The sequence below is a fragment of the Pseudomonas marginalis genome (assembly GCF_900105325.1).
In the GTDB taxonomy this organism is placed as follows: domain Bacteria; phylum Pseudomonadota; class Gammaproteobacteria; order Pseudomonadales; family Pseudomonadaceae; genus Aquipseudomonas; species Aquipseudomonas marginalis.
Genome location: NZ_FNSU01000003.1, coordinates 1,629,815 through 1,654,597 on the forward strand (window position 1 = coordinate 1,629,815; position 24,783 = coordinate 1,654,597).

The following is a 24,783-nucleotide window of genomic DNA, read 5'->3' on the forward strand; positions in this document are numbered from 1 at the left end:
GTGGGTTTAGGTATCAGAACGCAAAGCACGAGCAGCCAAACGCCCCCCAGAAACCCTGGAAGTCGCTGACCGGCACGCTGGAAAGGCGCGCCTTTTCGTGGCTGTGGGAATGCACGCCGCACGGGCCGCTGCATTGGTGAACTTGAGCCTGCACAGGCGAACTCGGACGCCAGTGCCCCGGCACCTTGACCACCGGCGACCAGTCCGGCAGCACGGGCACCTGCGGCGGTGCAAAGTCTTCGAAGTCGCCGGCGCCGTAGACCACCTTGCCGCCAACCACGGTGAGCACCGATTCGATCCACTTGATGGCTTCTTCATCGACGCTGAAAAAGTCCGCCGACAGCGCCGCCACGTCCGCCAATTGGCCGACCTTGATCTGGCCTTTCTTGCCCTGCTCGGACGAGAACCAGGCGCTGCCATGGGTGAACAGTTCCAGCGCGGTCAGGCGCGGCAGGCCTTCGGCGTGCAGCTCCAGGCCACCGACGGTGCGGCCGCTGACCATCCAGTACAGCGAAGTCCACGGGTTGTAGCTCGAGACCCGCGTGGCATCGGTGCCCGCCCCTACCGGCACGCCTTCGGCCAGCATGCGCTTGATCGGTGGCGTGGCTTCGGCGGCCTTGGCGCCGTAGCGCTCGACAAAATATTCGCCCTGGAACGCCATGCGGTCCTGGATCGCGATACCACCACCGAGGGCGCGGACCCGCTCGATATTCTTCGGGGTGATGGTTTCGGCATGGTCGAAGAACCACGGCAAGCCATTGAACGGGATGTCGCGGTTGACCTTCTCGAACACATCAAGCATGCGCGAGATGGACTCGTCATAGGTGGCATGCAGGCGGAACGGCCAGCGCTGCTCCACCAGATGGCGCACCACCGGTTCCAGCTCCTGCTCCATGGTCAGCGGCAGGTCGGGACGGGGTTCGAGGAAGTCTTCAAAGTCCGCCGCCGAGAACACCAGCATTTCACCGGCACCGTTGTGGCGCAGGTAGTCATCGCCCTGGTGCAGGGTGACGCTGCCGGTCCAGTTCTTGAAGTCGCTGAGTTCTTCCTTGGGCTTCTGGGTGAACAGGTTGTAGGCGATGCGTACCGTCAGTTGCTCATCCTTGGCCAGTTGCTCGATCACCGCGTAGTCATCGGGGTAGTTCTGGAAACCACCGCCGGCATCGATGGCGCTGGTCAGGCCGAGACGATTGAGTTCACGCATGAACTGGCGGGTGGAGTTGACCTGGTATTCCAGCGGCAGTTTCGGGCCTTTGGCCAGGGTCGAGTAGAGGATCATCGCATTCGGCCGCGCCACCAGCATGCCGGTGGGGTTGCCGTGGCTGTCGCGCACGATCTCGCCACCCGGCGGGTTCGGCGTGTCCTTGGTGTAGCCGGCCACGCGCAGGGCGGCGCGGTTGAGCAAGGCACGGTCATACAGGTGCAGCACGAACACCGGGGTATCCGGTGCGGCCTGGTTGAGTTCTTCCAGGGTCGGCATGCGTTTTTCGGCGAACTGGAATTCGTTCCAGCCACCGACCACCCGCACCCATTGCGGCGTAGGGGTTCGGTCGGCCTGCTCCTTGAGCATGCGCAGGGCATCGGCCAGGGACGGCACGCCTTCCCAGCGCAGCTCGAGGTTGTAGTTCAGCCCGCCACGGATCAGGTGCAGGTGCGAGTCATTGAGGCCAGGGATCACGGTACGGCCCTTGAGGTCGATGACCTGGGTGCCGCTGCCACGCAGGGCCATGGCCTCGCCATCGGTGCCGACGGCAACGAAGCGCCCCTCGCGGATGGCGACGGCAGTTGCCCGCGGGTTTTCCCGGTCCACGGTGTGGAACTGGCCATTGAACAGAATCAGATCGGCGTTCATAGGGTTTCCTTTACAGAGGCTTCAAGCCAGGGAGCGAACAGGCGGGTAGCCGCCGGCATCAGCAGGTAGACCACCAGCAGGACGATGGTCACGGTGACCAGGAAGGTGGAGACCACGTAGTTGGACAGGAACGGGTGCAGACGCAGGATCGGCCCCCAGATAAACGGCAACAGCAAGGTCTGCGGCAAAATTACAAACAGGCTGACCACCGCCTGCTTCCAGCGCGGCGGCTTGGCGGCGCTGTCGGCCAGGGGCGTGAACCAGAATTCGTTGAGTGCACCGATTTCGGTCTTGTCGCCGTCGGCCAGCATCGGCGTGGCTTCGGCGATCAAGGTGTTGCGCTCAGGGGAATTGAGCCAGGTTTCCAGGTCATCGGTAGAGCGGTAGCGCAATACGCAGGTGAACAGCGCCAGGCCGTTCTGTTTGCTGCGCACGACGTCGACACCGAGGTGGCCGGGACGCTCGCCGGCGATGCGCACGGTGCGGCGTAGCCAGGCTTCGTAGTCGGCTTCGCGGCCGGCCTTGATCAGGTGTTTGACGACCAGGGTGACGACTTCGTCGGGCCCTGTCTGTGGTGCTGGGTCCATGGTATGCCCCTCTGCCTTGAAATTTCAGCGATGAGGGGAGTTTGCCGAGGACAGCGTCAGGAAAATTGCATGTACGTGCTGTTTGAGGGGGATGGCTGGAAAGGGCTCACCAGCCTTCTTTCAGCATGCGCAACTCCAGGTGCTGCAACAGCATGATGGTCTTGCCGTCGGCGATCTCGCCGCTCTGCACCATGGCCAGCGCGCGCTCAAAACCCAGCTCCAGCACCTCGATGTCCTCGCCCTCCTCTTCCAGGCCGCCGCCATGGCCGACCCGGTCCCCCGGCTGGTACTCGCCGAGGAAAAAGTGAATCCGCTCAGTGACCGACCCGGGGCTCATGAACGCCGCATAGATCTTCTCCACATGCCCGACGCGATAACCGGTTTCCTCCTCCGCCTCCAGGCGAATGCGCTCTTCGGGGCTGGCGTTGTCCAGCAACCCCGCCGCCGCTTCAATCAGGTAACCGGGATAGTCATTGACGAAGGTGGGCATGCGGAACTGGCGAATCAGCAACACGGTGCGTTGCTCGCGGTTGTACAGCAGGATGGTCGCGCCATTGCCGCGGTCATACACCTCGCGGGTCTGGGCTTGCCAACTGCCGTCGCGGCGACGCAGGTCGAAGCTGTATTTTTTCAGCAGGTACCAGTTGTCCGAGAGGGTTTCTTCGGCGGTGATGCGAACGGGGCTGTTGTCCATGGTCAGGCCTTTGCTCAAAAGAGCGCGAGCATGTCGCGCTGGCATCAATGGCGTCAAATGCTGTAACACTTTGCAAGCAATCGCCGTGGGCGGCCGTCGAATTTATACCTGCCTGTGTAGGCCATCTGGTAAAACCCCCACTTCACCTTTGCCCTGGAATCTTCATGCCCTCTCGTTTTCTATCGCGCCTGAGCCTGCGCTGGTTTCCCCTGCTGTGCATGGCACTGTTGATCGTCGGCCTGCCCGTGGGCTGCGCGGTGCTGCAACACAAGGAGCGCGAGCTGGTTTTTCGCATCGAGCCCGGCACCGCCAGTTGGTACAGCGGCTTACCCAAGGCGGTGCAGGAATTCGAGCTCAAGCCCGCCAGTTTCAAATCGGGGCAGAACATTCATGGCTGGTGGTACCCGGCAGCCAACAAGGACGCGCCGGCGATCCTCTACCTGCATGGCGTGCGCTGGAACCTCACCGGGCAGCTGTTTCGCATCGAGCAATTGCACGCCCTGGGTTACTCGGTGCTGGCCATCGACTATCGCGGTTTTGGCCAGAGCCACGGCGAGCTGCCCTCGGAAACCACGGTCTACGAAGACGCGCGCATCGCCTGGGAACGCTTCCAGGTGCTGCAACCGGACCCCGGCAAGCGCCTGATCTACGGGCACTCACTCGGCGGCGCGGTAGCCATCGACCTGGCCGCCGAACTGGGCAAGCAAACGCCACTGCCGGTACGTGGGCTGGTCATCGAATCCACCTTCACCTCCCTGGCCGATGTAGCCGCGGCGGTGGCCAATACTTCGCTGCCGGTGCGTTGGTTGCTGTCGCAGAAGTTCGACTCCATCGACAAGATCGCCGATATCCATATGCCATTGCTGGTGGTGCATGGCCTGGATGATCGCTATGTGCCGCCCCGCTTCAGCGAGCAACTATTTGAAGCGGCCCGGCAACCCAAACGCCTCTTATTGGTGCCGGGTGCCAGCCACAACAACAGCATGAGCCTGGCCGGTCGCAGCTATCGCCAGGCACTCGACAACCTGATGCAAGCGAAGATGCCCGCCCAGGTTGTCACCCACGCAACCGGCCGTGACAACGAGTCATAAATCCGTTTTTCGGCACTGGGTTCGCGCTTGGCTGTCAAGCGCAAACCCTGCCCATACTGGCCCTCGCCGGCAGTTGATCAAATATTAACCTTTGGTTAAATCGCCAACCCTGCCGGGCGTTCGCAAAGTTATCCACAGAGATACCCACGGTTTTCGTGGACAACTCTTTTTATTTTTTTACGATTTTTTTGCTGATTAAACGATTTTTGGAAATGTACCCGGCAGCAGAATCTCGCGATTCACATCGCGTATATCGTTATAGCCACACAGCGCCATCGACACGTCCAATTCACGGGCGATGATCTCGAGCGCCTTGGTCACCCCTGCTTCGCCCATCGCGCCCAGACCATACAAATGCGGGCGACCGATCATGGTGCCCTTGGCGCCGAGTGCCATCGCCTTGAGCACGTCCTGGCCGGAGCGAATGCCGCCGTCCAGCCACACCTCAATGCGCTCGCCCACCGCGTCGACAATCGCCGGCAACTGGCTGATGCTCGACGGCGCACCATCCAACTGGCGGCCACCGTGGTTGCTCACCACCAGTGCATCCGCCCCGGAATTGGCAGCCAGGCGCGCGTCTTCCACATCGAGGATGCCCTTGATGATCAGCTTGCCGCCCCAGCACTGCTTGATCCATTCCACATCGTCCCAGCTCAGGCGCGGGTCGAATTGCTGGGCGGTCCACGATGACAGCGAACCCATGTCCGCGACGCCCTTCACATGCCCGACGATATTGCCGAAGCCACGCCGCCGGGTACCGAGCATGCCCATCACCCAGCGCGGCCTGGTGGCCATGTTGAGGAGGTTCGGCAAGGTCAACCTGGGCGGTGCCGACAAGCCGTTGATCAAATCCTTGTGACGCTGCCCGAGGATCTGCAGGTCCAGGGTCAGCACCAGTGCGTCCACACCGGCCGCCTTGGCACGCTCGATCAATTGCTCGACAAAGCCACGGTCGCGCATCACATACAGCTGGAACCAGAACGGCTTGCCGACCTGTTCGGCGATGTCCTCCAACGAACAGATACTCATGGTCGACAAGGTATAGCGCAGGCCAAACGCGGCGGCGGCCCGGGCGGTAAGAATCTCGCCATCGGCATGTTGCATGCCCGCCAGACCGGTGGGGGCCAAGGCAACGGGCATGGCCATGTCCTGGCCGAGCATGGTGGCGCGGATCGAACGTTCATCGATATTGCGCGCCACGCGCTGGCGGAATTTGATCCGGGCAAAATCGCTTTCATTGGCGCGGTAGGTGCTTTCAGTCCAGGACCCGGAATCGGCGTAATCGTAGAACATCCGTGGCACCCGCTTTTGCGCCAGCTTGCGTAAATCTTCGATGGTTGTAATCAACGACATCTAGGTCACCTCTCCCTGAACTGAGCGCAGAGAGTAACCGCCCCACGGGTGGGCAACCAGCCATTGCGTTTATATCGACTGCAGACTAATCTCGCATAAACCCGCAAAAAAGCGCACAAACATGCACAACACCCATCACGCCATCGACCTGCCTTCCCTGCGAAAACAAAAGATCCTGTTATTGCTGGAACGCGACGGCAAAGTCACTGCCTCGGAGCTGGTGGAGCACTTCGCCGTGTCCCAGGACACCATCCGCCGCGACCTCGGCGAACTCGCCGCCGCCGGCCTGTTGCAGCGCGTGCACGGTGGCGCCCTGCCCCGGCCCAAGGACACCGGCAAGGACTTCTTCACCCGCGTCGGCGAGACCAATGAAGCCAAGCGTCAACTCGCGCAACTCGCCGCCGACCAGGTGCAAGACGGCCAGATCGTGCTGTTCGATTCCGGCTCCACCACCTTGCAGATCGCCCAGTCATTGCCGCATTCGATCCGCCTCACGGTGGTCACGCCATCACCGATGATCGCCATCGCCCTGGCCGACCACCGCGATGTGAAAGTGATACTTGCCGGCGGCCAACTCAACCCGGCCACCTTGTCCACCAGCGGTCACGAGGCGGTGCGCCTGATCCAGGGCATCAAGGCCGACCTGCTGTTTACCGGGGTATGCGCACTGCATCCGCAAGTGGGCATCAGCTCGCTGCATTTTGATGAAGTCGCGGTCAAGCAGGCCCTGCTCGACAGCGCCTCCCATGTGGTGGCGGTGACCATGGCCGACAAACTGGGTGCGGTTGAACCGTTTGTGGTGGCTCCGTGCAACCGTATTCACACGTTGATCACGGAGTGGCATGTGCCGAGTGTGGAGGCGTATGAGCAGTTAGGGTTGGAGGTGTTGCGGGTCGAGGTCGAGTAGGTACAGGGCATCAAATGGCGGTGTGGCTGGCAGGCTTTTTTTGTGGTGAGCGGGCTTGCCCCGCGCTGGGGCGCGTAGCGGCCCCTCATAAGGCCACCGCCATTATCCTGCCTGCCTGAACGCGGTGACTGGTTTTAGGGCTGCTTCGCAGCCCAGCGCGGGGCAAGCCCGCTCACCACAACAAGCTCACTCACCCCAAAAAAGCTTGCTCACCACAGCAAGCTCACTAGCCACAACAAGCCTGCTCACCACGACAGCACCTTGGCCGCATCGCGCATGAAAATCTCGATGGTCTTGGGCCCCACGCCGTCAAATTCACCCAGGCGCTGTTCGAACGCCTGGCGGTTTTCGCTGGCACTGCGGATGTGGCTGATCTTGCCGGCGTACTCGGCGTTCAGCTTGGCACTCAGGTCCAGCAGGCGCTGTGCGGTGCTTTCGTCGTACCGCACGTAGTGGCCACGCCCCAACATCGCCACCAATTCCTTGGAGGTGCAATGTTGCAGCTTGCGCGCCGTATCGCGCCCCTCTTCCTCAACGATCACCTTGTAGGCCTGCGCCGCAATCGGCGCCTGGATGCGCTTGCCCATCAGGAAGCTGGCGACAAGCCACTTGAACAGGCTGGCGTCATCCCCAGGCTTGAGATCGATGCCCAGTTCAGCCGCTGAAATAGACTTGGCCATGCTCAGTGCCCCAGCTTGCGCTCGGCATCATCCGCCTGTTCGTTGATGGCGTCGGCCTGGCGTTCGGTGTCCTTGATCGAGGTGGGTGTCAGCACTTTGTCGACGGTTTCGGTGCTGGGATTCGGGCGTTCCAGTGGCTGGCCCTTGGCGGCTTTATCAGTACCTTTTTGCGCCTGTTCGGAACTGATCGGGTCTGGGGTTTTATCGGCAGTCACAGTGAAATCTCCTGGCAGTTGAAGGCTCGCGAAAGCGGCGGGCACTTACGCAGCAGAGGCCTGTGAATGTCGATAGTTCAAGGAAATTGCCGCGGACAAACAGGAACAAAAAAATTTAAACCTTTTGCCCCGGCCTCGGCTCAACAGTCAGGTAACGGCATCCCGCCACTTTCAAGGAGCTCCATCATGACCACTCTGCTGATGAAACAAATGGGCCTGACTTTCGTACTGGTTGCGGGCGCAATATCCAACGCCATGGCCGCCACCTCCAACAGCTTCGTCGATGACGCAGCCCAAGGCGGTATCACCGAGGTGGAAGCCGGCAAACTGGCCCTCGAAAAAAGCAGCTCGGCCGACGTGAAGACGTTTGCCCAGCACATGGTCACCGACCATACCAAGGCCAATCAGGAACTGATGGCCCTGGCAAAAAAACTCGACATCGAAGTGCCGGATGACGCGGCCCTGACTGACAAGGCCAAGAAAGCCATCCTGGAACTGCGCGACGAATCATTTGACAAGGCCTACGCCAACAACCAGGTCGACGCCCATGAAAAAACCGTCGAGCTGTTCAAGAAGGAAGCCGCTTCCTCGGACAATGCCGAGCTGAAAGCCTTCGCCACCAAGACGCTGCCAACCCTTGAAGCCCATTTGAAAATGGCCAAGGAGCTGCAAGCCAAGCACGACCATTAATTCATTCCTGACTCAAGGAGACATTCGATCATGAGTTCGCAACTCAACGGCAAGAAGATTCTGGTCATCACCTCCAACACCGGCATCGAGCGCGACGAACTGCTCAAGCCCCTGGAAGCACTGCGCGGCTATGGCGCCACGGTGACCCACGCGTCCAGCAAAGGCGGCTCCACCCAGACCTTTGTCGGCGACACCGAAAAGGACAAAACCGTGGAATCCGACGTGCAACTGTCGGACGTGGCCAGCAGCGACTTTGACGCCCTTGTGATCCCTGGCGGTACCGTCAATGCCGATACCCTGCGCCAGGACGCGGCGGCGCTGCGCCTGATCAAGGACTTTGCCCAAGCCGGTAAAACCATCGCGGCGATCTGTCACGGCCCATGGACGCTGATCGACGCCGGCGTAATCAAGGGCAAGACCCTGACCTCGTACAAAAGCGTGCGCATCGACCTGGAAAACGCTGGCGCGGCCGGGTGGGTCGATACCGAAGTCAAGCAATGCCAGGCCAATGGCTGGACCTTGATCACCTCGCGTACACCGGACGATCTGCCTGCTTTCAACGAGGCGATTGCCCAGGCTGTCGCTGGTTGAACCGCCAACGTTGAACGCAAACAGGCGCCTTTCGGCGCCTGTTTTGCTTTACCCCTGCCACTCAGCTTTTACGCTGTTCCGGCATCTCCCGCTTGGGCCCGAACATGGCCCATGCAATCAGGCCCAGCAGCGGTACGAAGATCAGGATCACCAGCCATAAGCCCTTGGTCTCCCAGCCACTGGTGCTGCGCAATACGATATTGATCGCCCACAATTCCAAAAGCAGCAGAACTACCGCCAACGCAATCCAGATATATTGAATTTCCATGCTTCACCTCCTAGGTCGTATGCGTTAGTTCAAGCATCGGCCGCGAGGGTTCATTTAAATTTTCCTGGGTGGTGGAATGCAACGTGCCCCCAGGCCGACCATGCAACCTGCACGACAGGCCCTCTCTCCAATCCTCTTCAACCAATTGAATTAAAAGGCCAATTTAAAATCGCTCAAGTTGGTACGCCTGATGCACCACTGCACGGGACGAGGCGTGCATATCGACGCGCCCTGAGTTTCCCGTGAGGTGTCACCGATGAATGCCATTGACCTGCTCAAAGCCGACCACGAACGCGTAAAGGCCCTGTTGACTCAATTGAGTGAATCCACCGAACGCGGGGTGAAAAAGCGCACGGAGCTGCTGGCCAAGCTGGAAGCGGAAATCAGCCTGCACACCAGGCTGGAAGAAGAAATCCTCTACCCGGCGTTCAGAAAGGCCGGCGGCAAGGAACAGGACATCATGTACCACGAGGCCAAGGAAGAGCACCGCACCGTCGACGCCCTGGTGCTGCCCGACCTGAAGCAGACCGAACCGTCGACCACCGAGTTTTCCGGCCGCGTCAAGGTGGTCAAGGAATTGCTCGAGCACCATATCGAAGAAGAGGAAACCGAGATGTTCCCTCAGGCCAAAAAACTGCTCGGCAAGGCGCTGCTTGAAGAGTTGGGCGCCGAAATGGAAGCCATGAAAGCGGCGCATAAAAAGTCGCAATCAAGCAAGCCCATGGCGGCTTGATCGAGGCAGGACCGGAGCCTGGAATTCATCCAGGCTCCTGATACATCTACACGATAGGGGATAGCGTCATGAAGACCAGATCGTCCCAACGGATTGTGCTTATCGTCGGCCTGTCAGCCCTGCTCTCCGGCCCCGCCCTCGCCGCCTTTGGCGATAACCCGGAACCTGCCGCCAACGCCTTGAGTGGCGACAGCGCCGCCGGCACCGCCCTGCCACCGGGGACCTACCCCAGCAGCCCCTCGGACAGCGACAAAAAAACCAAGGACACCGCCAAACCGCCGAGCAAACCCGTCAGGCCGGCTGACACCCCTAAAGACGACAAGGAAAAACCCCGCTCAGGCAGCTGACGGCTCATCCGCCACCGGCGGCTCGGGCGCAAGCCCCCAGTCGCCATGCTCGTACCAGTCATCCCCGATCATCTCGGCCGGGTGCATGGTGCGGTCGGCGCCATTGCCGCAAGCCAGGTCGGTGGCAGCACAGTAGCGATCACAGCCCCAACAGATACGTTCGGGATGCTTGGGGTGCAGCGGAAAAGGCTTGGCCATGAGTCGACTCCCTGGCGACGAACACTCCCTGCAACCTACCCCCATACAGCCTGTACAACCTTGACCGGCATCAAGCCTGGCCAAGATGAAATATCCTCGGAACTTGACAAGAATCATTATTATTTACTGCTGATCTTCCTAGACTCGGGTTCTCTCTCCACACCCATCAGGAAGCCTCCATGCATACCCCTTCTTTGCTGTGCCTTGCCCTGCTGCTGAGCACCTCCGTGGCAGTTGCCAAGGAGTATCCAATCGGCGAACCGCAACACTGCCCGGGCCTGGAAATCGGCGCGGTGTACCTCCAGCCGATCGAGATGGCACCCGCCGGCATGATGCGCGCCACGGCCGATTCCGATGTGCACCTGGAGGCCGATGTACGCGCCACGGCGGACAACGCCCAAGGGTTTCAGGAGGGCAGTTTCGTGCCCTACCTCAACCTGTCTTTCACCCTGAAGAAACAAGGCAGCGACACGCCCATCAGCGGCGACTTCCACGCCATGGTCGCCAACGACGGGCCGCACTACGGCGATAACGTCAAGCTGCAAGGCCCGGGCAAATACACCCTCACCTTCAGCGTATTGCCGCCCACCGGCCACCACTCCCTGGGCCGTCATACCGACAAGGAAACCGGGGTCGCCCCGTGGTTCGAACGCTGCGAAGTGCACTACGAATTCGTCTACGCCGGCATCGGCAAAAAAGGCGGCTATTGATGCGCCGCGCCCTGTTGCTCGGCGGCCTGCTGCTAAGCGGTGCGGCAGTGGCGGCGCCGTTGCCCACCTATGAGTTGAGCCTGCAGGACGGCCACTTCGACCCGCCACAACTGGTGGTCAAGGCCGATGAGCGTTTCAAGATCGTGCTCAAGAACATCGGCCAAGGCCCGGCCGAATTCGAAAGCACGCCGTTGCGGGTCGAGAAGGTGTTGTCTGCGGGGGTGACCACCTTTGTGGTGATCCACCCGCTCAAGCCGGGGTTGTACCCGTTCGTCGACGAGTTCAACCCACAGTTGCCCGAAGGCAGCATCCTCGCCGAATAGGAGCCGTTGATGAATCAATCGATGTTTATTGTCTGGCGTGAAAGCGTCGAGGCCCTGCTGGTGATCGGTATCCTGCAGGCCTGGATCAGCCGCCAGGCCGGCCATGCGCAACTGGCCCGCTTCCTCTGGGCCGGGGTGCTGCTGGGGTTGCTGTGTTCGGCCGGGCTGGCCGGTTTGATGCTGTGGGCCGGTGACACCATGACCGGCCCACAGGGCGAGTGGCTGCAAGCGGCGCTGACCCTGTTGGCCAGCGGCTTGATGGTGCAGATGGTGTTCTGGATGCACCGCAACGCGGCCACGCTCAAACACAGCCTGGTACGCGAGGCCGACGAGCGCCTGGCTCGCCAGGGCGGCTGGGGCGTGCTGTTACTGGCGCTGCTGGCGGTGAGCCGCGAAGGCAGTGAAACCGTGGTGTTTTTGTATGGCGCCGGAGCGCGCCTGCACGATGAGGCGCAAGGCCTGTTCGCCGTCGGCGGTGTGCTCGGCCTGGCACTGGCGGGGCTCACCGTGCTGCTGTTGCGCGGCAGTCGGCGCTTTATCTCCTGGTCACGGTTTTTCGCCCTCAGCGAGGCGCTGCTGTTGCTGCTCGGCGGTGCCTTGCTGGTCGCGGCCGTGGACCGTATCAGTGGGCAACTACTGGGTATGGACATGCCCGAGTGGGTCTACGCCGCAATCGGTGACAGCCGCTGGGACAGCAGCGCGCTGCTCAGCGACAGCCACGGCCTGGGCGCGCTGCTGGCCGACTTTGCCGGCTACCGCGCGGCCCCCAGCCTTATCACCGTGTTGGTACTGCTCGGCTACTGGCTATGGGTGGGCAACTGCCTGCGTCGCTCACGGCGCGCGGCATGAGCTGGCTGCAGCAACTGGGCGATGGCATGCGCCGCCATGCCCGGCTGATCCGTGCCATGCAATGGGCGGTGGTGCTGGCGTATGCCGTGCTGCTGGTACTGCCCGCCGTGCTGCCGTTGCCCGATAGCCAAGCGCGCATGGTGAACAACCTGACGCTGCTCGCGCAATTTATCTTCTGGGGGATCTGGTGGCCGTTCGTGTTGCTGTCAATGGTGCTGTTCGGGCGCCTGTGGTGCGGCGTGCTGTGCCCGGAGGGTTCGCTGAGCGAATGGGCCAGCCAGCACGGGCGCGGCCTCGGCATACCGCGCTGGCTGCGTTGGGGCGGCTGGCCGACCCTGGGCTTTTGCCTCACCACGCTCTACGGCCAGTTGATCAGCGTGTACGACTACGCCCAGGCAGCATTGCTGATCCTCGGCGGCTCGACGTTGGCGGCGGTGGCGGTCGGCCTGCTGTTCGTGCGCGGCAAGCGCGTGTGGTGCCGTTACCTGTGCCCGGTGAGCGGCGTGTTCGCCCTGCTCGCCCGCCTGGCGCCGGTGCATTTCGCCGTGGATGAACAACGCTGGAAAGCCAACGACGCCCCGCGCCTGCCGCTGCCCAACTGCGCGCCACTCCTGGACATCCGCCGCCTGCAAGGCGCCAGCGACTGCCACGCCTGTGGCCGTTGCAGCGGGCAACGCGGCGCGGTGCAACTGATCGCTCGCTCATGCAATCAGGAGATTCTCCACGCGCCCCATCAACCCGGCTCACCGTGGGATGCGCGCCTGCTGCTGTTTGGCGTGATCGGCCTGGCCATGGGCGCGTTCCAATGGACCGTAAGCCCGTGGTTTATCGCGCTCAAACAAACACTCGCCGAATGGCTGGTAAGCCGCGACTGGCTATGGCTGCTGCAAGACAACGCGCCCTGGTGGCTGCTCACCCACTACCCGCCACTCAACGACAGCTTCAGTTGGCTCGATGGCCTGTGCATCGTGCTGTACCTGGCTGGCAGCGCACTGCTGCTCGGCGGTGGCTGCTGGCTGCTGCTGCGCCTGGCCGCGTCTGTGGCCGGCGACCGCGCACTGTTTCGGCCCTTGGCACTGACACTCACGCCCCTGGGGGGTGCAGGGCTGTTCCTGGGGCTGTCGGCGACGACGGTGAAGTTGTTGCGCTATGAAGGGTTGGCATTGACGTGGGTGCAACCGGCTCGTGCACTGGTGTTGAGCGCGGCGATTGGCTGGTGCTTGTGGTTGGGCTGGCGGCAGCTCCAGGGGCTTGGAACCCGACCGCGCTGCCTGGGGTGGTTGTGCGTACTGCTGAGTAACGGGCTGGTGGGGTGTGGCTGGTGGTTGCAGTTCTGGGGGTGGGCTGGCTGATGCACACCGATCCAAATGTGGGAGGGGGCTTGCCCCTGATGAGCATGGGTATCTGTGGCGCGGGCGCTTGCTCCCGTGGCGGCCTTCGGGCCGACCATGTCGTTGGAGTTGACCGGTTGGAATGAGTACATATCCGTTGCTGCGGTAACGGCTGCTATTGGTTCCGCTCTTACAGCGGGTCACTTTTGGAAAGAGCCCAAAAGTAACCAAAAGGCTCTCGCCCCACCACTCGGTACCTCGCCTAGGCTCGGTATGCCCGAACGCAGGCTTGAATCCGTGGGCCGCCGTCATGGGCCATCCTTGGCCCAGGACGGCTAACCCGGCGTCCTGCCGGGTTGCCCACGGATTCAAGCCTGTGTTCGGCCAGCGTGGTTAACGGGGCGCCTGAGATCAAGATCAAAAGCCAGAGCAAAAGCAGCCTGAGGTCTACCTGCTGGATGGAGATCCAAATGTGGGAGGGGCGGTGCGACGATTCGACAAGCCCGCTCACCACAGAGTTATGTGTCAGCCTTTAAGAGTTGTGTAGATACCTATGCTCATCGGGGGCAAGCCCCCTCCCACATTTTTAACCCAGTACACCAGACTCAACTCCGGTCGGCTCTAAGGCCGCCGCGCTTTGGCTTTTGATCTCAAATCGCCCCGTCAAACACGCTGGCCGAACGCAGGCTTTGGAGCGTGGGTAACCCGGCAGGACGCCGGGTTAGCCGCGCTGGGCCAAGGATGGCCCATCGCGGCGGCCCACGCTCCAAAGCCTTCGTTCGGGCACACCGAGCCTAGGCGAGGTGCCGAGTGTTGGGGCGAAGCGTTTTTGGTTACTTTTGGCGCTCTTCCAAAAGTGACCCGCTGTAAGAGCGGAACCCTAAGTGGCCGTGACCGCAGCAATGGATATGTACTCAATCAAATCCAACGACATGGTCGACCCGAAGGCCGCCACGGAAACAAGCCCCCTGACCGCACCAGCCGAAGTTACACCTTGAACCGCGCCACCGTCTGATGCAGCGTCCCCGCCATTCCGGCCAGGTCATGGCCTGCCGTCTCGGTATGTATCGCGCCCTGCAACACCTGCTGGGACAGGTTGCGAATGCCCACCAGGTTGCGATCCACTTCCCGCGCCACCAGCGCCTGTTCTTCGGTGGCGCTGGCAATCATCATATTGCGTTCGTTGATCTGCGAGATCGACCGGGTGATCTCGTCCAGCGCCTCTCCCGAGCGTTGCGCCACGTTCAAGGTCGCCTGTACCCGCTCGCTGCTGCTGTGCATGGCGGCCACGGCGTGTTCGGTGTCCTGGCGGATATTGCCGATCATCTGCTCGATCTCCTGGGTCGAGACCTGGGTACGATGGGCCAACGCGCGCACTTCATCGGCGACCACCGCAAACCCGCGCCCGGCTTCCCCGGCGCGGGCCGCTTCGATGGCCGCGTTCAACGCCAGCAGGTTGGTCTGGTCGGCAATGCTGCGGATCACTTCGAGCACGCTACTGATGTCTTGCACACGGCCGGCCAACTGCTGGATACGCTCCGAGGTTTCCACCACACCGGTGGCCAAGGTATTGATCGACGCCACGGTTTCCTGCACCTGCGCCTGTCCACGCTGGGCGGTCTGCTCCGACAGGCGCGAAGCTTCGCTGGTGCTCACGGCATTGCGTGCCACTTCGTCGACGGCGGCGGTCATTTCATTCACCGCCGTGGCGGCCTGTTCGATTTCCTGGCCCTGCAACTGCAGGCTGCTGCTGGTCTGGCCGCTCACCGCGCTCAACTCTTCCGACGAGCTGGCCACGCCGTCCACCGACGTCGCGATATGGCGGACCATCTGGTTAAGGTTCTGCTGCATCTGGTGCAGATTGCGCATCACACTGCCGTCGATACTGTTGCCCAACGGCACCTCGAGGGTCAGGTCGCCCTCGGCGATATGACTCAACACCCGCGCCACCTCATCCGGCTCGCCGCCCAGCGGGCGGGTGACGCTGCGCGTGACGATCACCGCCGCCGCCGCCACCAGGGCCAGGCACAACAGGAACAGCCCGAGCATGGTGCCTCGCGCCTCGTCATACAGGGTTTGCGCCGCCTGCTGACGCTCGGCGAACAACCGCCCCTGCATGGCCATCAACGCATCCAGGCTCTTGAACACCTCCAGCTCGGCCGGGATCACCTGCTCTTTGAGCTGGGCCAGGCCTTGCTCGCGGGCACCCTGCCTGATTAGCGCCTGCACCTGGGTGAAGGCCGCCACGTAGGTTTCACGGTGGGTTTTCAAGGTGGCATAGGCGGCCTTGCCTTCGGCGGTGTCGAGCAGCGGCTCAAGGGTGGCGAACGCCTGGGTGATGCGTTCGCGCGTGGTGCCGATGGAGGCCTGGGCCTGCTGGTTATCCTGGTCGATCAGCAGGTCGCGGGTGTTGCGCCCGTTATCGCGCACACCGGTGGCTATCACCATGATCGGCGCGATCCGTGGCCAGTCCTGCTGCACGATCTGTTCGGACTGCTGCTTGAGGGTTGCCAGGTCGTGAAGGGCGTAAAACACCAAGCCGACCAGCGCCAGCGGCGCAATCGCGAAGCCGACGACAATGCGTTGTGCCGTGGTTAATTGCTTCATTGTGATAGTCCCTGATGAAAACCTGCCCGTCATGGGCAGCATCTATAAAAATCCGCTTGAGGGCGCCGATCACCCTCGCAATACAAAAGCAGGAAACAACTCGCGCAATCGGCTCCATAACTCCGGCAAGGCAGCCTGTGCCGGAGAACTCGACAATTGCGCATCCAGCATGCTGGCCGTGCGCACCATTTGCACCGCAAAGCGTTGCACGCCGTTGGCTTGCAAACGCTGGGCCAGCAACAGCAACCGAGGGGGGTCGATCAAATGCCAATGCACCGTGGTGCGGCACTCGTACTCGACGCCGCTGGCCAACAGGGTGTCGAGGCTGCGCCAGTTGGCGGCGCCGCTGTGCTTGACCTGGGTAATCAACTGGCAATCCTCGGCCAGCGCCTTGACGTCAAAGCCGACCCAATCGGCATGCCGCAACGCATTGGCAAACCCTGCCGGCTTGATCCCGGCGCTGTGCAGGCCGACGCGAAACCCCATCGCCCGCACTTCATCCATGGCCGCCGGCAAGCCTTCCTGCAAGGTCGGCTCGCCACCGCTGAACACCACGGCGTCGAGCAAGTCCTTGCGCCGCTGCAAAAACAGCAACACCCGGCGCCAATCCACCTCCGTGCTACCGCGCGGCGGGATCAGGTCCGGGTTGTGGCAGTAACGACAGCGCCAGGCACAGCCCTGGCAAAACAGCACACAGGCGAGCATGCCAGGGTAGTCGAGGGTGGTCAGGGGCACCAGGCCCCCGACCCGTAGCGCTCGACTCATTGGCGCCCGGCCACGGCGGCCGTTTCAGTGAAATGCACCCGTTCCTTGTGCTCGGATTGTTTGCCGGGATTGAACGCCGACACGGGCCGGTGATAGCCCATCACCCGGGTCCAGACTTCGCAGCGCTGACGTTGTGGCTGGGATGCTTGCATGTGAATCTCCTTGCGGGTTGGAAGATCGGTTCAGTGCGCAGCGGCCAGTGCCAGCACTTCATCGCACTTGGGACAGAACTCATGCTCACCGGCGAGGTAACCGTGCACCGGGCAGATCGAGAACGTCGGGGTGATCGTCAGGTACGGCAAACGGAAACGCCCCAACGCCTTGCGCACCAGTTGCTTGCAGGCCTGGGTCGAGGAAATCTGCTCGGCCATGTACAGGTGCAACACGGTGCCGCCGGTGTACTTGCATTGCAGTTCGTCTTGCAGCTCCAGGGCTTCGAAGGGGTCTTGGGTAAAGCCCACCGGCAGTTGCGAGGAGTTGGTGTAGTACGGCGCGACGTCGCTGCCGGCCTGCAGGATGTCCGGGTAGCGCTTGCGGTCTTCCTTGGCGAAGCGGTAGGTGGTGCCTTCCGCCGGGGTGGCTTCGAGGTTGTAGAGGTGGCCGGTGTCTTCCTGGAAGCGCAGCAACGTAGCGCGCACATGGTCGAGCAGCTTGAGGGCAAATGCGCGGCCTTCCTCGGTGTGCATGCCCTGCTCGTCGCCGGTGAAATTGCGCAGCATCTCGTGCATGCCGTTGAGGCCGATGGTGGAGAAGTGATTGCGCAAGGTGCCGAGGTAACGCTTGGTGTACGGGTACAAACCGGCGTCCATATGGTGCTGGATCACCTTGCGCTTGACCTCCAGGCTTTCCATGGCCATGTCCATCAGGCTGTCCAGGCGTTGCAACAGGCCCGAGGTGTCGCCCTTGAACAGGTAGCCGAGGCGCGCGCAGTTGATCGTCACCACGCCCAGGCTGCCGGTCTGCTCCGCCGAACCGAACAACCCACCGCCGCGCTTGAGCAGCTCGCGCACGTCCAATTGCAGGCGGCAGCACATCGAGCGCACCTGGTTGGGTTGCATATCGGAATTGAGGAAGTTCTGGAAATACGGCAGGCCGTAGCGCGCGGTCATCTCGAACAGGCGGTCGGCGTTCTCGCTGTCCCAGGGGAAATCGTGGGTGATGTTGTAGGTGGGAATCGGGAAGGTGAAGACCCGGCCCTTGGCATCGCCGGCCTGCATCACTTCGATGTAGGCGCGGTTGATCAGCTCCATTTCCGCTTGCAGGTCGCCATAGGCAAACGGCATTTCCTCACCACCGATCACCGGCACCTGCTCGCGCAGATCCTCCGGGCACACCCAGTCGAAGGTCAGGTTGGTAAACGGCGTCTGAGTGCCCCAGCGCGACGGCACGTTGAGGTTGTAGATGAACTCCTGCACCGCCTGGCGCACCTCGGCGTAACTCAGTTGGTCCTTGCGCACATAGGGCGCCAGGTAGGTATCGAACGAGCTGAACGCCTGGGCGCCGGCCCATTCGTTTTGCAGGGTGCCGAGGAAGTTGACCATCTGCCCCAGGGCGCTGCTCAAGTGCTTGGGCGGCCCCGCTTCGACACGGCCCGGCACGCCATTGAGGCCTTCGTGCAGCAGCGAACGCAGCGACCAGCCGGCGCAATACCCGGCGAGCATGTCGAGGTCATGGATATGCAAATCCGCCTCACGGTGCGCGCGGCCGATCTGCTGGCTGTAGACCTCGTCGAGCCAGTAATTGGCGGTGACCTTGCCCGACACGTTCAACACCAGCCCCCCCAGGGAGTAGCCCTGGTTGGCATTGGCTTGCACGCGCCAGTCTTCGCGGTCGAGGTATTCGTTCATCGAGGTGGCGACTTCCACCAGGGTCTTGCGGTCGCGACGCAGGCGGCCGTGTTGTTCGCGGTAGACGATATAGGCGCGCATGGAGAGGAAGTAGCCGGCGTCCATCAGCACGCGTTCGACGCTGTCCTGGATTTGTTCGACGTCCAGGCGTTCGATGCCCCTCAGGCGGGCCAGGACAGCGCCCAGTAACAGGTCGACGTCGGCCTCCTGGTACTCGCCGGTAGCGGTACCGGCGGCGGTCAGGGCGTGGTGGATTTTTTCGGCGTTGAAGGGGACCAGGCTGCCGTCGCGTTTGTGTAGGCGGGTGCTGACCAGCGGGGTGAGCGTGTTTTGCATTTTCCGGGCTCCAGGCACTACATGTAGATATTTTTAGGTTTACAGACACAATATGCAGTGAGGTTACGGAGAATGGGGTGGGGGTCCCTTGATCGGGGTCAAGCTTTTTTGATTGGGTACATATCCGTTATTTAGGTAACGGCGGCTTAGGGTTCCGCCCTTACGGCGGGTCACTTTTGGAAAAGAGCCCCAAAAGTAACCAAAAGGGCTCTTGCCCCAACACTCGGCACCTCGCCTAGGCTCGGTGTGCCCTCACTCCGGCTTGAATCCGTGGGCCGCCGTCATGGGCCATCCCTGGCCCAGGACGGCTAACCCGGCGTCCTGCCGGGTTACCCACGGATTCAAGCCTGCGTTCGGCCAGCGTGTTTGACGGGGCGCCTAGGATCAAGATCAAAAGCCAGAGCAAAAGCAGAGCAAAAGCAGGCTGAGGTCTACCTGCTGGATGGAGATCCAAATGTGGGAGGGGGCTTGCCCCCGATAGCGGTGAGTCAGTCAACCCAAGTATCACTGACCCACCCTCATCGGGGGCAAGTCGAATCGTCGCACCGCCCCTCCCACATTTTTAACCCAGTACACCAGACCCGACTCCGGTCGGCTCTAAGGCCGCCGCGCTTTGGCTCTTGATCTAAAATCGCCCCGTCAAACACGCTGGCCGAACGCAGGCTTTGGAGCGTGGGTAACCCGGCAGGACGCCGGGTTAGCCGCGCTGGGCCATGGATGGCCCATCGCGGCGGCCCACGCTCCAAAGCCGGAGTGAGGGCACACCGAGCCTAGGCGAGGTGCCGAGTGTTGGGGCGAGGACCTTTTGGTTACTTTTGGGTCCCTCCAAAAGTGACCCGCTGTAAGAGCGGAACCCTAAGTAGCCGTTACCGAAGAAACGGATATGTACTCAATACCACACCACCCCACACACCCCTCACCCCCCTCACCCCCCACTCATATTCATAAACCGCACCACCTGCACCTCCCCCGCCCCACTGAAATCATGCCGCAACGGCTTGCCCTTCAACCCCCTGTGCAACGCCTCGACCAACGGCCCATCCTCCAACGGATAGCGCCGTAACAACGCGCGAAAATCCAGCGCATCCTCCTGCCCCAGGCACAACAGCAACTGCCCTTCCACCGTCATCCGTACCCGATTACAACTGCCACAGAAATTATGGGAATTAGGCGAAATAAACCCCACCCGCGTCCCAGGATGCCCCGCCAATCGCACATACCGCGCCGGCCCGCCGCTGTTCTCGGTGCTATCGATCAGCCCATGCTCACGGGCAATCACCGCCCGTACTTCATCGCTGGAGCAGAACGTCTCCCCCCGCGATCGCCCCACGTCCCCCAGGGGCATTTCCTCGATAAAACTGATGTCGATCCCCTGGTCGATGGCGTACCGCACCAACGCCGGGACCTCGTCAAAGTTGCGCCCCTTCATTACCACGCAGTTGAGCTTGACCCGCTCGAACCCCGCATCCCGCGCGGCCTCGATACCGTCCAGCACCTGGCGCAGATCACCGTTGCGAGTGATCCCACGAAAGCGCTGCGCATCCAGGCTGTCGAGGCTGATGTTCATGCGCTTGACCCCCGCCTCCACCAACGGCCGCGCCAGTCGCGCCAACTGCGAGCCATTGCTGGTCATCACCAGTTCACGCAAGCCCGGCAGTGCCGCGATGTTGCGGCACAGCCCGACAATGCCCGGGCGAATCAGCGGCTCGCCCCCGGTGAGGCGGATCTTGCGCACGCCCTGCCCCACGAACAGCGCGGCCAGGCGTTGCAGTTCTTCCAGGGTCAACACCTGCTGGCGCGGCAGGAATGTCATGTTTTTCGCCATGCAGTACACACAGCGAAAATCGCAACGGTCGGTCACCGACAAACGCAGGTAATCGATCGAACGGCCCACCCCATCCACCAGGCTCATGTCACTGCACCAACGGTGAGTCGGCGCCCTGCAGCGCGATGCCGCGGATGTCCGCCGCGCCGATCAGGGTTTGCAGGTACTGCACCAATGCCTTCTGCCACACCCCTTGCTGCAACTGGGTGCGAATCGCGACGGCTACCGCTTCATACGGCAACGGCTGGCCTTCGATACGCTGGTCGACGCTGATCACGTGCCAGCCATAACGGCTCTCCAGCGGCTTGGCGGCCAGGCCCGGGGCCAGGGTGAACAACTGGCGCTCCAACTCCGGCACGGTCTGGCCTTTGCTCACCTGGCCCAGCGAACCACCCTGTGCTTTGGACGGGCAGGCCGAGTACTTGAGCGCCAGTTCGGCAAACTGGCCCGGATGTTCTTCCAGGCTCAGCAGCAGGACTTCAGCCTGGGTGTGCGCCAGGTGGCGCGCCTCGGCGTCGTCCGGCGCGCACTCGAGCAGGATATGCCGCACCGCCAGCAACGGCGCGCTGTGAAAGCGCCCACGGTTGTTCTCGAAGTAGCGCACGCAGGTGGCTTCGTCGCAGTCGGGCACCGTCACCTCACGCTCCAGCAGCAGGCGCGTGGCGGCTTCTTCTTCGTTCTCGCCGGCGGCGATTTCCACCGCCAGGCCCAGCTCGGCGATCCGCTGTTGCAACAGCTCGCGGATCACCAGCGCGCGGGCGGCCAGGTACACCGCTTCCTCGCGGCTGGCGGCCGGGTGGTATTGCAACTCCAGGGCCATGGCCTCGGGCGTGACCGCCACGCCGTTGACGCTGATGATCGGCCATTCCTGTTCACTGCTGGCGATTAACTCCGGCGCCTTGATTTCCTCGAAAGAAGCCTGGGCCATCACCGGTTCCTTGGCCGACGAGCCGCAACCACCGCTGCCGCCGTTATCGCCACCACATCCGCATCCTGTAGTCATGACGTTCTCCTCAATACTTCTGCCGCACGATTTGATAACGACGCCCCAGGTACCAGATCGGCGCGCTGACCATGTGCACCAAGCGGGTAAACGGGAACAGCACAAACAGGGTCAAGCCCAGCGCCACGTGGGCCTTGTAGATCAGCGACACCGGCGCAATCGACTCGGCCGCTTCCACCGGCCGCAACAGCACCACGTTCTGCGCCCAGTCGGCGAGCATCACCATCACCGAGCCGTCCATATGCCCGGTGGACGCGACGATGGTCAGCAGGCCCAGCAGCAACTGCGCGAGCAGCACCAACAGGATCAGGATGTCCGACGGGCTCGAGGTCGCCCGCACGCGCGGATCGCCCAGGCGACGCTTGACCAGCATCAGCAGGCCCACCAGGCACAGCAGGCCGAAGAAGCCGCCCGAGACCATCGCCAGCAACTGCTTGTTCTCAGTGCTGATCACATGGTGGTAAACCGACGCCGGGGTCAGCAGGCCGACAAAATGCCCGGCCAGCACGAACAGCACGCCGATGTGGAAAAAGTTGCTCGCCACGCGCATGCCCCGGTTGTTGAGCATCTGGCTGGAACCGGCCTTCCAGGTGTACTGCGACAGGTCGAACCGCGCCCAACTGCCCAACAGGCAGATCGCCAGGGCCACATAGGGGTACACCCCGAATACCAGCAAATTCCACTTAGACATTACCCACCTCCCCGGCGGGCGCTGCGGCCCGGCCTTCTTGCTGAAAATCCACCCAATGCAACGGCACCGCGCTTTCTTCGCGGGCCTTGCCGGGGGCGTTTGGCATCGAGCCGCAGCGGTCCTGTTGCTCAGCCTGCATAAAGTCCACCGCCTCCTCTTCCCAGATTTTGTCCAGGGCTTCGAGGGAGTCGTCCCGCGGTTCGGCGGCGACCTGGGCGCGCAGTTCGGCCACGGCCTGGTGCGGCTCGGCGCCGGCAATCTGCAACAACGCACGGAAGCAACTGGCATAGCCGCTCTCACGCTCGTCCAGACGCGCAGCGAGCAAGGCCAGCAGGTGCGCCACATCCGCCAGGCCCTCGCGGGCCTCGATGTCTTCGCGGGTGGACAGGAACTCCAGGTACAACGGGATGTAGTCCGGCAGCTCCTTGACGCCGATGGCAAACCCGGCTTCTTCGTACTGGGCCATCATGTCGACCATGGCCTGGCCACGGTCGCGGGACTCGCCGTGCACGTGTTCGAACAACAACAGCGACAGCGAACGGCCCCGGCCAAACAGCGCGCCGTAGTGTTCCTGGCCGTCCATCAGGTCATTGGCGCAGATCAGTTCCAGCAGCTCGAACAACGCACCGCGCTGCTTGGGGCTGATTTCCCGGGATTCGAGAATCGCCTGTTCCAGTTCGTCGCGACCGTTCACCAAGGTTTCAGTGGGGTAGTCCAGCAGCAACGAAATCACTTTAAGAATGCGCATGGCTCAGTCCTCCCAGATCTGGACGGTTTTCAGCACGTCACGGCGGTTGGCTTTCTTGGCGCCGAACATGTTGGTGTCGGAGCTGCCGCTGCAACCGCTGCCGAAGCTGAAACCACAGCCGGAGTGTTCGGCGAACGCGTCGCTCATGGCGTCTTCACGGTGGGCGCTCGGTACCACGAAGCGGTCTTCGTAGTTGGCGATGGCCAGGTAGCGGTACATCTCTTCCACCTGTTCAACGCTCAGGCCGACGTCTTCGAGCACTTGCAGGTCCTGTACGCCATCGACTTGCTGGGAGCGTTTGTAGGCGCGCATCGCCAACAGGCGCTTGAGTGCACGCTTGACCGGTTTTTCATCGCCGGCGGTGAGCATGTTGGCCAGGTAGCGCAGGGGGATGCGCAGGCTGTCCACATCCGGGATCACCCCGTTCATGCCCACGGTGCCGGCCGCGGCGGCGTTCTGGATCGGCGACAGCGGCGGCACGTACCAGACCATCGGCAAAGTGCGGTATTCCGGGTGCAGCGGCAGTGCCAACTTCCAGTCGACGGCCATTTTGTACACCGGCGAACGCTGGGCCGAGTCGATCACCGACTGCGGCACGCCATCGGCCAGGGCCTGACGAATCACCGCCGGGTCATTCGGGTCGAGGAAAATTTCCAGTTGCTTCTCGTACAGGTCCTGCTCGTTGGCGGTGCTGGCCACTTCGCTGATGCGGTCGGCGTCGTACAGCAGCACACCGAGGTAGCGAATCCGACCCACGCAGGTTTCGGCGCACACGGTCGGCATACCGGCTTCGATACGCGGGTAGCAGAAGATGCACTTCTCGGACTTGCCGCTCTTCCAGTTGAAGTAGATTTTCTTGTACGGGCAGCCGCTGATGCACATGCGCCAGCCCCGGCATTTCTCCTGGTCGATCAGCACGATGCCGTCTTCTTCACGCTTGTAGATCGCACCGCTCGGGCAGGATGCCGCACACGCCGGGTTGAGGCAGTGCTCGCACAGGCGCGGCAGGTACATCATGAAGGTGTTTTCGTACTCGCCATAAATGTCGGCCTGGATCTGGTCGAAGTTTTTGTCCTTGCGGCGCTTGGCGAATTCGGTACCGAGGATTTCCTCCCAGTTCGGGCCCCACTCGATCTTTTCCATGCGCTTGCCGGACACCAGCGAACGCGGGCGTGCGGTCGGCTGGTGCTCGCCCAATGGCGCGGTGTGCAGGTGCTGATAGTCGAAGTCGAACGGCTCGTAGTAGTCGTCCAGGCTCGGCAGGTCGGGGTTGGCAAAGATGTTCGCCAACACACGGAACTTGCCGCCGATGCGTGGGTTGATCGAGCCGTTGGCGTTGCGCACCCAGCCGCCCTTCCACTTGTCCTGGTTTTCCCACTCTTTGGGGTAGCCGATGCCGGGCTTGGACTCGACGTTGTTGAACCAGGCGTATTCCATGCCTTCACGGCTGGTCCACACGTTCTTGCAGGTGATGGAACAGGTGTGGCAGCCGATGCATTTGTCCAGGTTGAGGACCATGCCGATCTGTGAGCGAATTTTCAT

The 24,783-nt window shown here is 62.1% G+C and carries 25 protein-coding genes and 1 pseudogene; 10 read left to right on the forward strand and 16 right to left on the reverse strand.

Annotation, left to right across the window (positions count from 1 at the left end; translation table 11 throughout):
- Positions 1 to 13: 13 nt before the first annotated feature.
- The 3 genes from BLW22_RS16400 to BLW22_RS16410 all read right to left on the reverse strand — a co-directional run bounded on the left by BLW22_RS16400 (position 14) and on the right by BLW22_RS16410 (position 3,133).
- On the reverse strand, positions 14 to 1,852 hold the full coding sequence (locus BLW22_RS16400; protein ID WP_074847043.1) for an amidohydrolase: 1,839 nt from the start codon (positions 1,850 to 1,852) through the stop codon (positions 14 to 16).
- The gene (locus BLW22_RS16405; RefSeq protein WP_065927199.1) at positions 1,849 to 2,439 is read right to left on the reverse strand and encodes an antibiotic biosynthesis monooxygenase; all 591 of its coding nucleotides are present in this window, start codon (positions 2,437 to 2,439) and stop codon (positions 1,849 to 1,851) included. Before BLW22_RS16405 ends, BLW22_RS16400 begins: the two co-directional genes overlap by 4 nt.
- Positions 2,440 to 2,545: 106 nt before the next feature.
- On the reverse strand, positions 2,546 to 3,133 hold the full coding sequence (locus BLW22_RS16410; RefSeq protein ID WP_065948154.1) for an NUDIX domain-containing protein: 588 nt from the start codon (positions 3,131 to 3,133) through the stop codon (positions 2,546 to 2,548).
- Positions 3,134 to 3,297: 164 nt separating this feature from the next.
- Between BLW22_RS16410 and BLW22_RS16415 the strand changes: the two genes are divergently transcribed.
- Positions 3,298 to 4,224: an alpha/beta hydrolase gene (locus BLW22_RS16415; RefSeq protein ID WP_065927200.1), complete on the forward strand. Its 927-nt coding sequence runs from the start codon at positions 3,298 to 3,300 to the stop codon at positions 4,222 to 4,224.
- Between the two features lie 195 nt (positions 4,225 to 4,419).
- On the opposite strand, the gene BLW22_RS16420 is transcribed toward BLW22_RS16415, so the two are convergent.
- Positions 4,420 to 5,577: an alpha-hydroxy acid oxidase gene (locus BLW22_RS16420; protein ID WP_065927201.1), complete on the reverse strand. Its 1,158-nt coding sequence runs from the start codon at positions 5,575 to 5,577 to the stop codon at positions 4,420 to 4,422.
- Positions 5,578 to 5,698: 121 nt separating this feature from the next.
- On the opposite strand from BLW22_RS16420, the gene BLW22_RS16425 reads away from it, so the two are divergent.
- Positions 5,699 to 6,484 (forward strand): DeoR/GlpR family DNA-binding transcription regulator, encoded by a 786-nt coding sequence (locus tag BLW22_RS16425; protein ID WP_065927202.1) that lies wholly within the window; start codon positions 5,699 to 5,701, stop codon positions 6,482 to 6,484.
- A gap of 245 nt (positions 6,485 to 6,729) precedes the next feature.
- Here BLW22_RS16425 and BLW22_RS16430 read toward each other — a convergent pair whose 3' ends face one another.
- Together BLW22_RS16430 and BLW22_RS16435 are read right to left on the reverse strand one after the other, a co-directional pair.
- Positions 6,730 to 7,164 carry a DNA methylase gene (locus BLW22_RS16430; protein ID WP_065927203.1) on the reverse strand — a complete coding sequence of 145 codons (435 nt, stop codon included), beginning with the start codon at positions 7,162 to 7,164 and terminating at the stop codon, positions 6,730 to 6,732.
- Between the two features lie 2 nt (positions 7,165 to 7,166).
- The gene (locus BLW22_RS16435) at positions 7,167 to 7,379 is read right to left on the reverse strand and encodes a hypothetical protein (protein WP_074847044.1); all 213 of its coding nucleotides are present in this window, start codon (positions 7,377 to 7,379) and stop codon (positions 7,167 to 7,169) included.
- A 186-nt stretch (positions 7,380 to 7,565) separates the two neighbouring features.
- Between BLW22_RS16435 and BLW22_RS16440 the strand changes: the two genes are divergently transcribed.
- Entirely contained in the window at positions 7,566 to 8,069 is a 504-nt protein-coding gene (locus BLW22_RS16440; protein ID WP_065927205.1) for a DUF4142 domain-containing protein, read from the forward strand.
- A 30-nt stretch (positions 8,070 to 8,099) separates the two neighbouring features.
- Positions 8,100 to 8,660: a type 1 glutamine amidotransferase domain-containing protein gene (locus BLW22_RS16445; protein WP_065927206.1), complete on the forward strand. Its 561-nt coding sequence runs from the start codon at positions 8,100 to 8,102 to the stop codon at positions 8,658 to 8,660.
- 61 nt (positions 8,661 to 8,721) lie between these two features.
- Here BLW22_RS16445 and BLW22_RS16450 read toward each other — a convergent pair whose 3' ends face one another.
- Positions 8,722 to 8,928 (reverse strand): PLD nuclease N-terminal domain-containing protein, encoded by a 207-nt coding sequence (locus tag BLW22_RS16450; protein WP_074847045.1) that lies wholly within the window; start codon positions 8,926 to 8,928, stop codon positions 8,722 to 8,724.
- Between the two features lie 256 nt (positions 8,929 to 9,184).
- On the opposite strand from BLW22_RS16450, the gene BLW22_RS16455 reads away from it, so the two are divergent.
- Together BLW22_RS16455 and BLW22_RS16460 are read left to right on the forward strand one after the other, a co-directional pair.
- On the forward strand, positions 9,185 to 9,661 hold the full coding sequence (locus tag BLW22_RS16455) for a hemerythrin domain-containing protein (protein ID WP_027607159.1): 477 nt from the start codon (positions 9,185 to 9,187) through the stop codon (positions 9,659 to 9,661).
- A gap of 68 nt (positions 9,662 to 9,729) precedes the next feature.
- Positions 9,730 to 10,008 carry a hypothetical protein gene (locus BLW22_RS16460; RefSeq protein WP_065927208.1) on the forward strand — a complete coding sequence of 93 codons (279 nt, stop codon included), beginning with the start codon at positions 9,730 to 9,732 and terminating at the stop codon, positions 10,006 to 10,008.
- On the opposite strand, the gene BLW22_RS16465 is transcribed toward BLW22_RS16460, so the two are convergent.
- A complete protein-coding gene (locus tag BLW22_RS16465; protein WP_053130271.1) occupies positions 9,997 to 10,206 on the reverse strand; it encodes a DUF3079 domain-containing protein in 210 nt (69 codons plus the stop codon). The two genes, BLW22_RS16460 and BLW22_RS16465, sit on opposite strands and share 12 nt — an antisense overlap.
- A 179-nt stretch (positions 10,207 to 10,385) precedes the next feature.
- Here BLW22_RS16465 and BLW22_RS16470 point away from each other — a divergent pair, with 179 nt between their 5' ends.
- The 4 genes from BLW22_RS16470 to BLW22_RS16485 are packed head-to-tail and all read left to right on the forward strand — an operon-like array spanning position 10,386 to position 13,440.
- Positions 10,386 to 10,916: an iron transporter gene (locus tag BLW22_RS16470; RefSeq protein ID WP_074847046.1), complete on the forward strand. Its 531-nt coding sequence runs from the start codon at positions 10,386 to 10,388 to the stop codon at positions 10,914 to 10,916.
- A complete protein-coding gene (locus tag BLW22_RS16475) occupies positions 10,916 to 11,239 on the forward strand; it encodes a cupredoxin domain-containing protein (protein WP_074847047.1) in 324 nt (107 codons plus the stop codon). The genes BLW22_RS16470 and BLW22_RS16475 overlap by 1 nt, the downstream gene beginning before the upstream one ends.
- 9 nt (positions 11,240 to 11,248) lie before the next feature.
- Positions 11,249 to 12,088, forward strand: a complete 840-nt coding sequence (locus tag BLW22_RS16480) for an FTR1 family iron permease (RefSeq protein WP_074847048.1) — start codon at positions 11,249 to 11,251, stop codon at positions 12,086 to 12,088.
- Positions 12,085 to 13,440, forward strand: coding sequence for a 4Fe-4S binding protein (locus BLW22_RS16485; RefSeq protein WP_074847049.1), 1,356 nt, complete (start codon positions 12,085 to 12,087; stop codon positions 13,438 to 13,440). Before BLW22_RS16480 ends, BLW22_RS16485 begins: the two co-directional genes overlap by 4 nt.
- 966 nt (positions 13,441 to 14,406) lie before the next feature.
- On the opposite strand, the gene BLW22_RS16490 is transcribed toward BLW22_RS16485, so the two are convergent.
- From BLW22_RS16490 to narH, 8 genes and pseudogenes are all read right to left on the reverse strand, one after another.
- Positions 14,407 to 16,026 carry a methyl-accepting chemotaxis protein gene (locus tag BLW22_RS16490; RefSeq protein ID WP_074847050.1) on the reverse strand — a complete coding sequence of 540 codons (1,620 nt, stop codon included), beginning with the start codon at positions 16,024 to 16,026 and terminating at the stop codon, positions 14,407 to 14,409.
- 69 nt (positions 16,027 to 16,095) lie between these two features.
- On the reverse strand, positions 16,096 to 16,791 hold the full coding sequence (locus tag BLW22_RS16495) for an anaerobic ribonucleoside-triphosphate reductase activating protein (RefSeq protein WP_065927214.1): 696 nt from the start codon (positions 16,789 to 16,791) through the stop codon (positions 16,096 to 16,098).
- A pseudogene (locus BLW22_RS16505) lies at positions 16,788 to 18,974 on the reverse strand (ribonucleoside triphosphate reductase). Before BLW22_RS16505 ends, BLW22_RS16495 begins: the two are co-directional and overlap by 4 nt.
- 925 nt (positions 18,975 to 19,899) lie before the next feature.
- Complete coding sequence (moaA, locus tag BLW22_RS16520) at positions 19,900 to 20,886, reverse strand: GTP 3',8-cyclase MoaA (RefSeq protein ID WP_065924657.1); 987 nt, start codon at positions 20,884 to 20,886, stop codon at positions 19,900 to 19,902.
- 1 nt (position 20,887) lies between these two features.
- The gene (locus BLW22_RS16525) at positions 20,888 to 21,802 is read right to left on the reverse strand and encodes a peptidylprolyl isomerase (RefSeq protein WP_074847051.1); all 915 of its coding nucleotides are present in this window, start codon (positions 21,800 to 21,802) and stop codon (positions 20,888 to 20,890) included.
- Between the two features lie 10 nt (positions 21,803 to 21,812).
- A complete protein-coding gene (gene narI, locus BLW22_RS16530; protein WP_065948144.1) occupies positions 21,813 to 22,493 on the reverse strand; it encodes a respiratory nitrate reductase subunit gamma in 681 nt (226 codons plus the stop codon).
- Positions 22,486 to 23,241 carry a nitrate reductase molybdenum cofactor assembly chaperone gene (gene narJ, locus BLW22_RS16535; protein WP_074847052.1) on the reverse strand — a complete coding sequence of 252 codons (756 nt, stop codon included), beginning with the start codon at positions 23,239 to 23,241 and terminating at the stop codon, positions 22,486 to 22,488. The genes narI and narJ overlap by 8 nt, the downstream gene beginning before the upstream one ends.
- 3 nt (positions 23,242 to 23,244) lie before the next feature.
- A complete protein-coding gene (gene narH / locus BLW22_RS16540) occupies positions 23,245 to 24,783 on the reverse strand; it encodes a nitrate reductase subunit beta (protein ID WP_074847053.1) in 1,539 nt (512 codons plus the stop codon).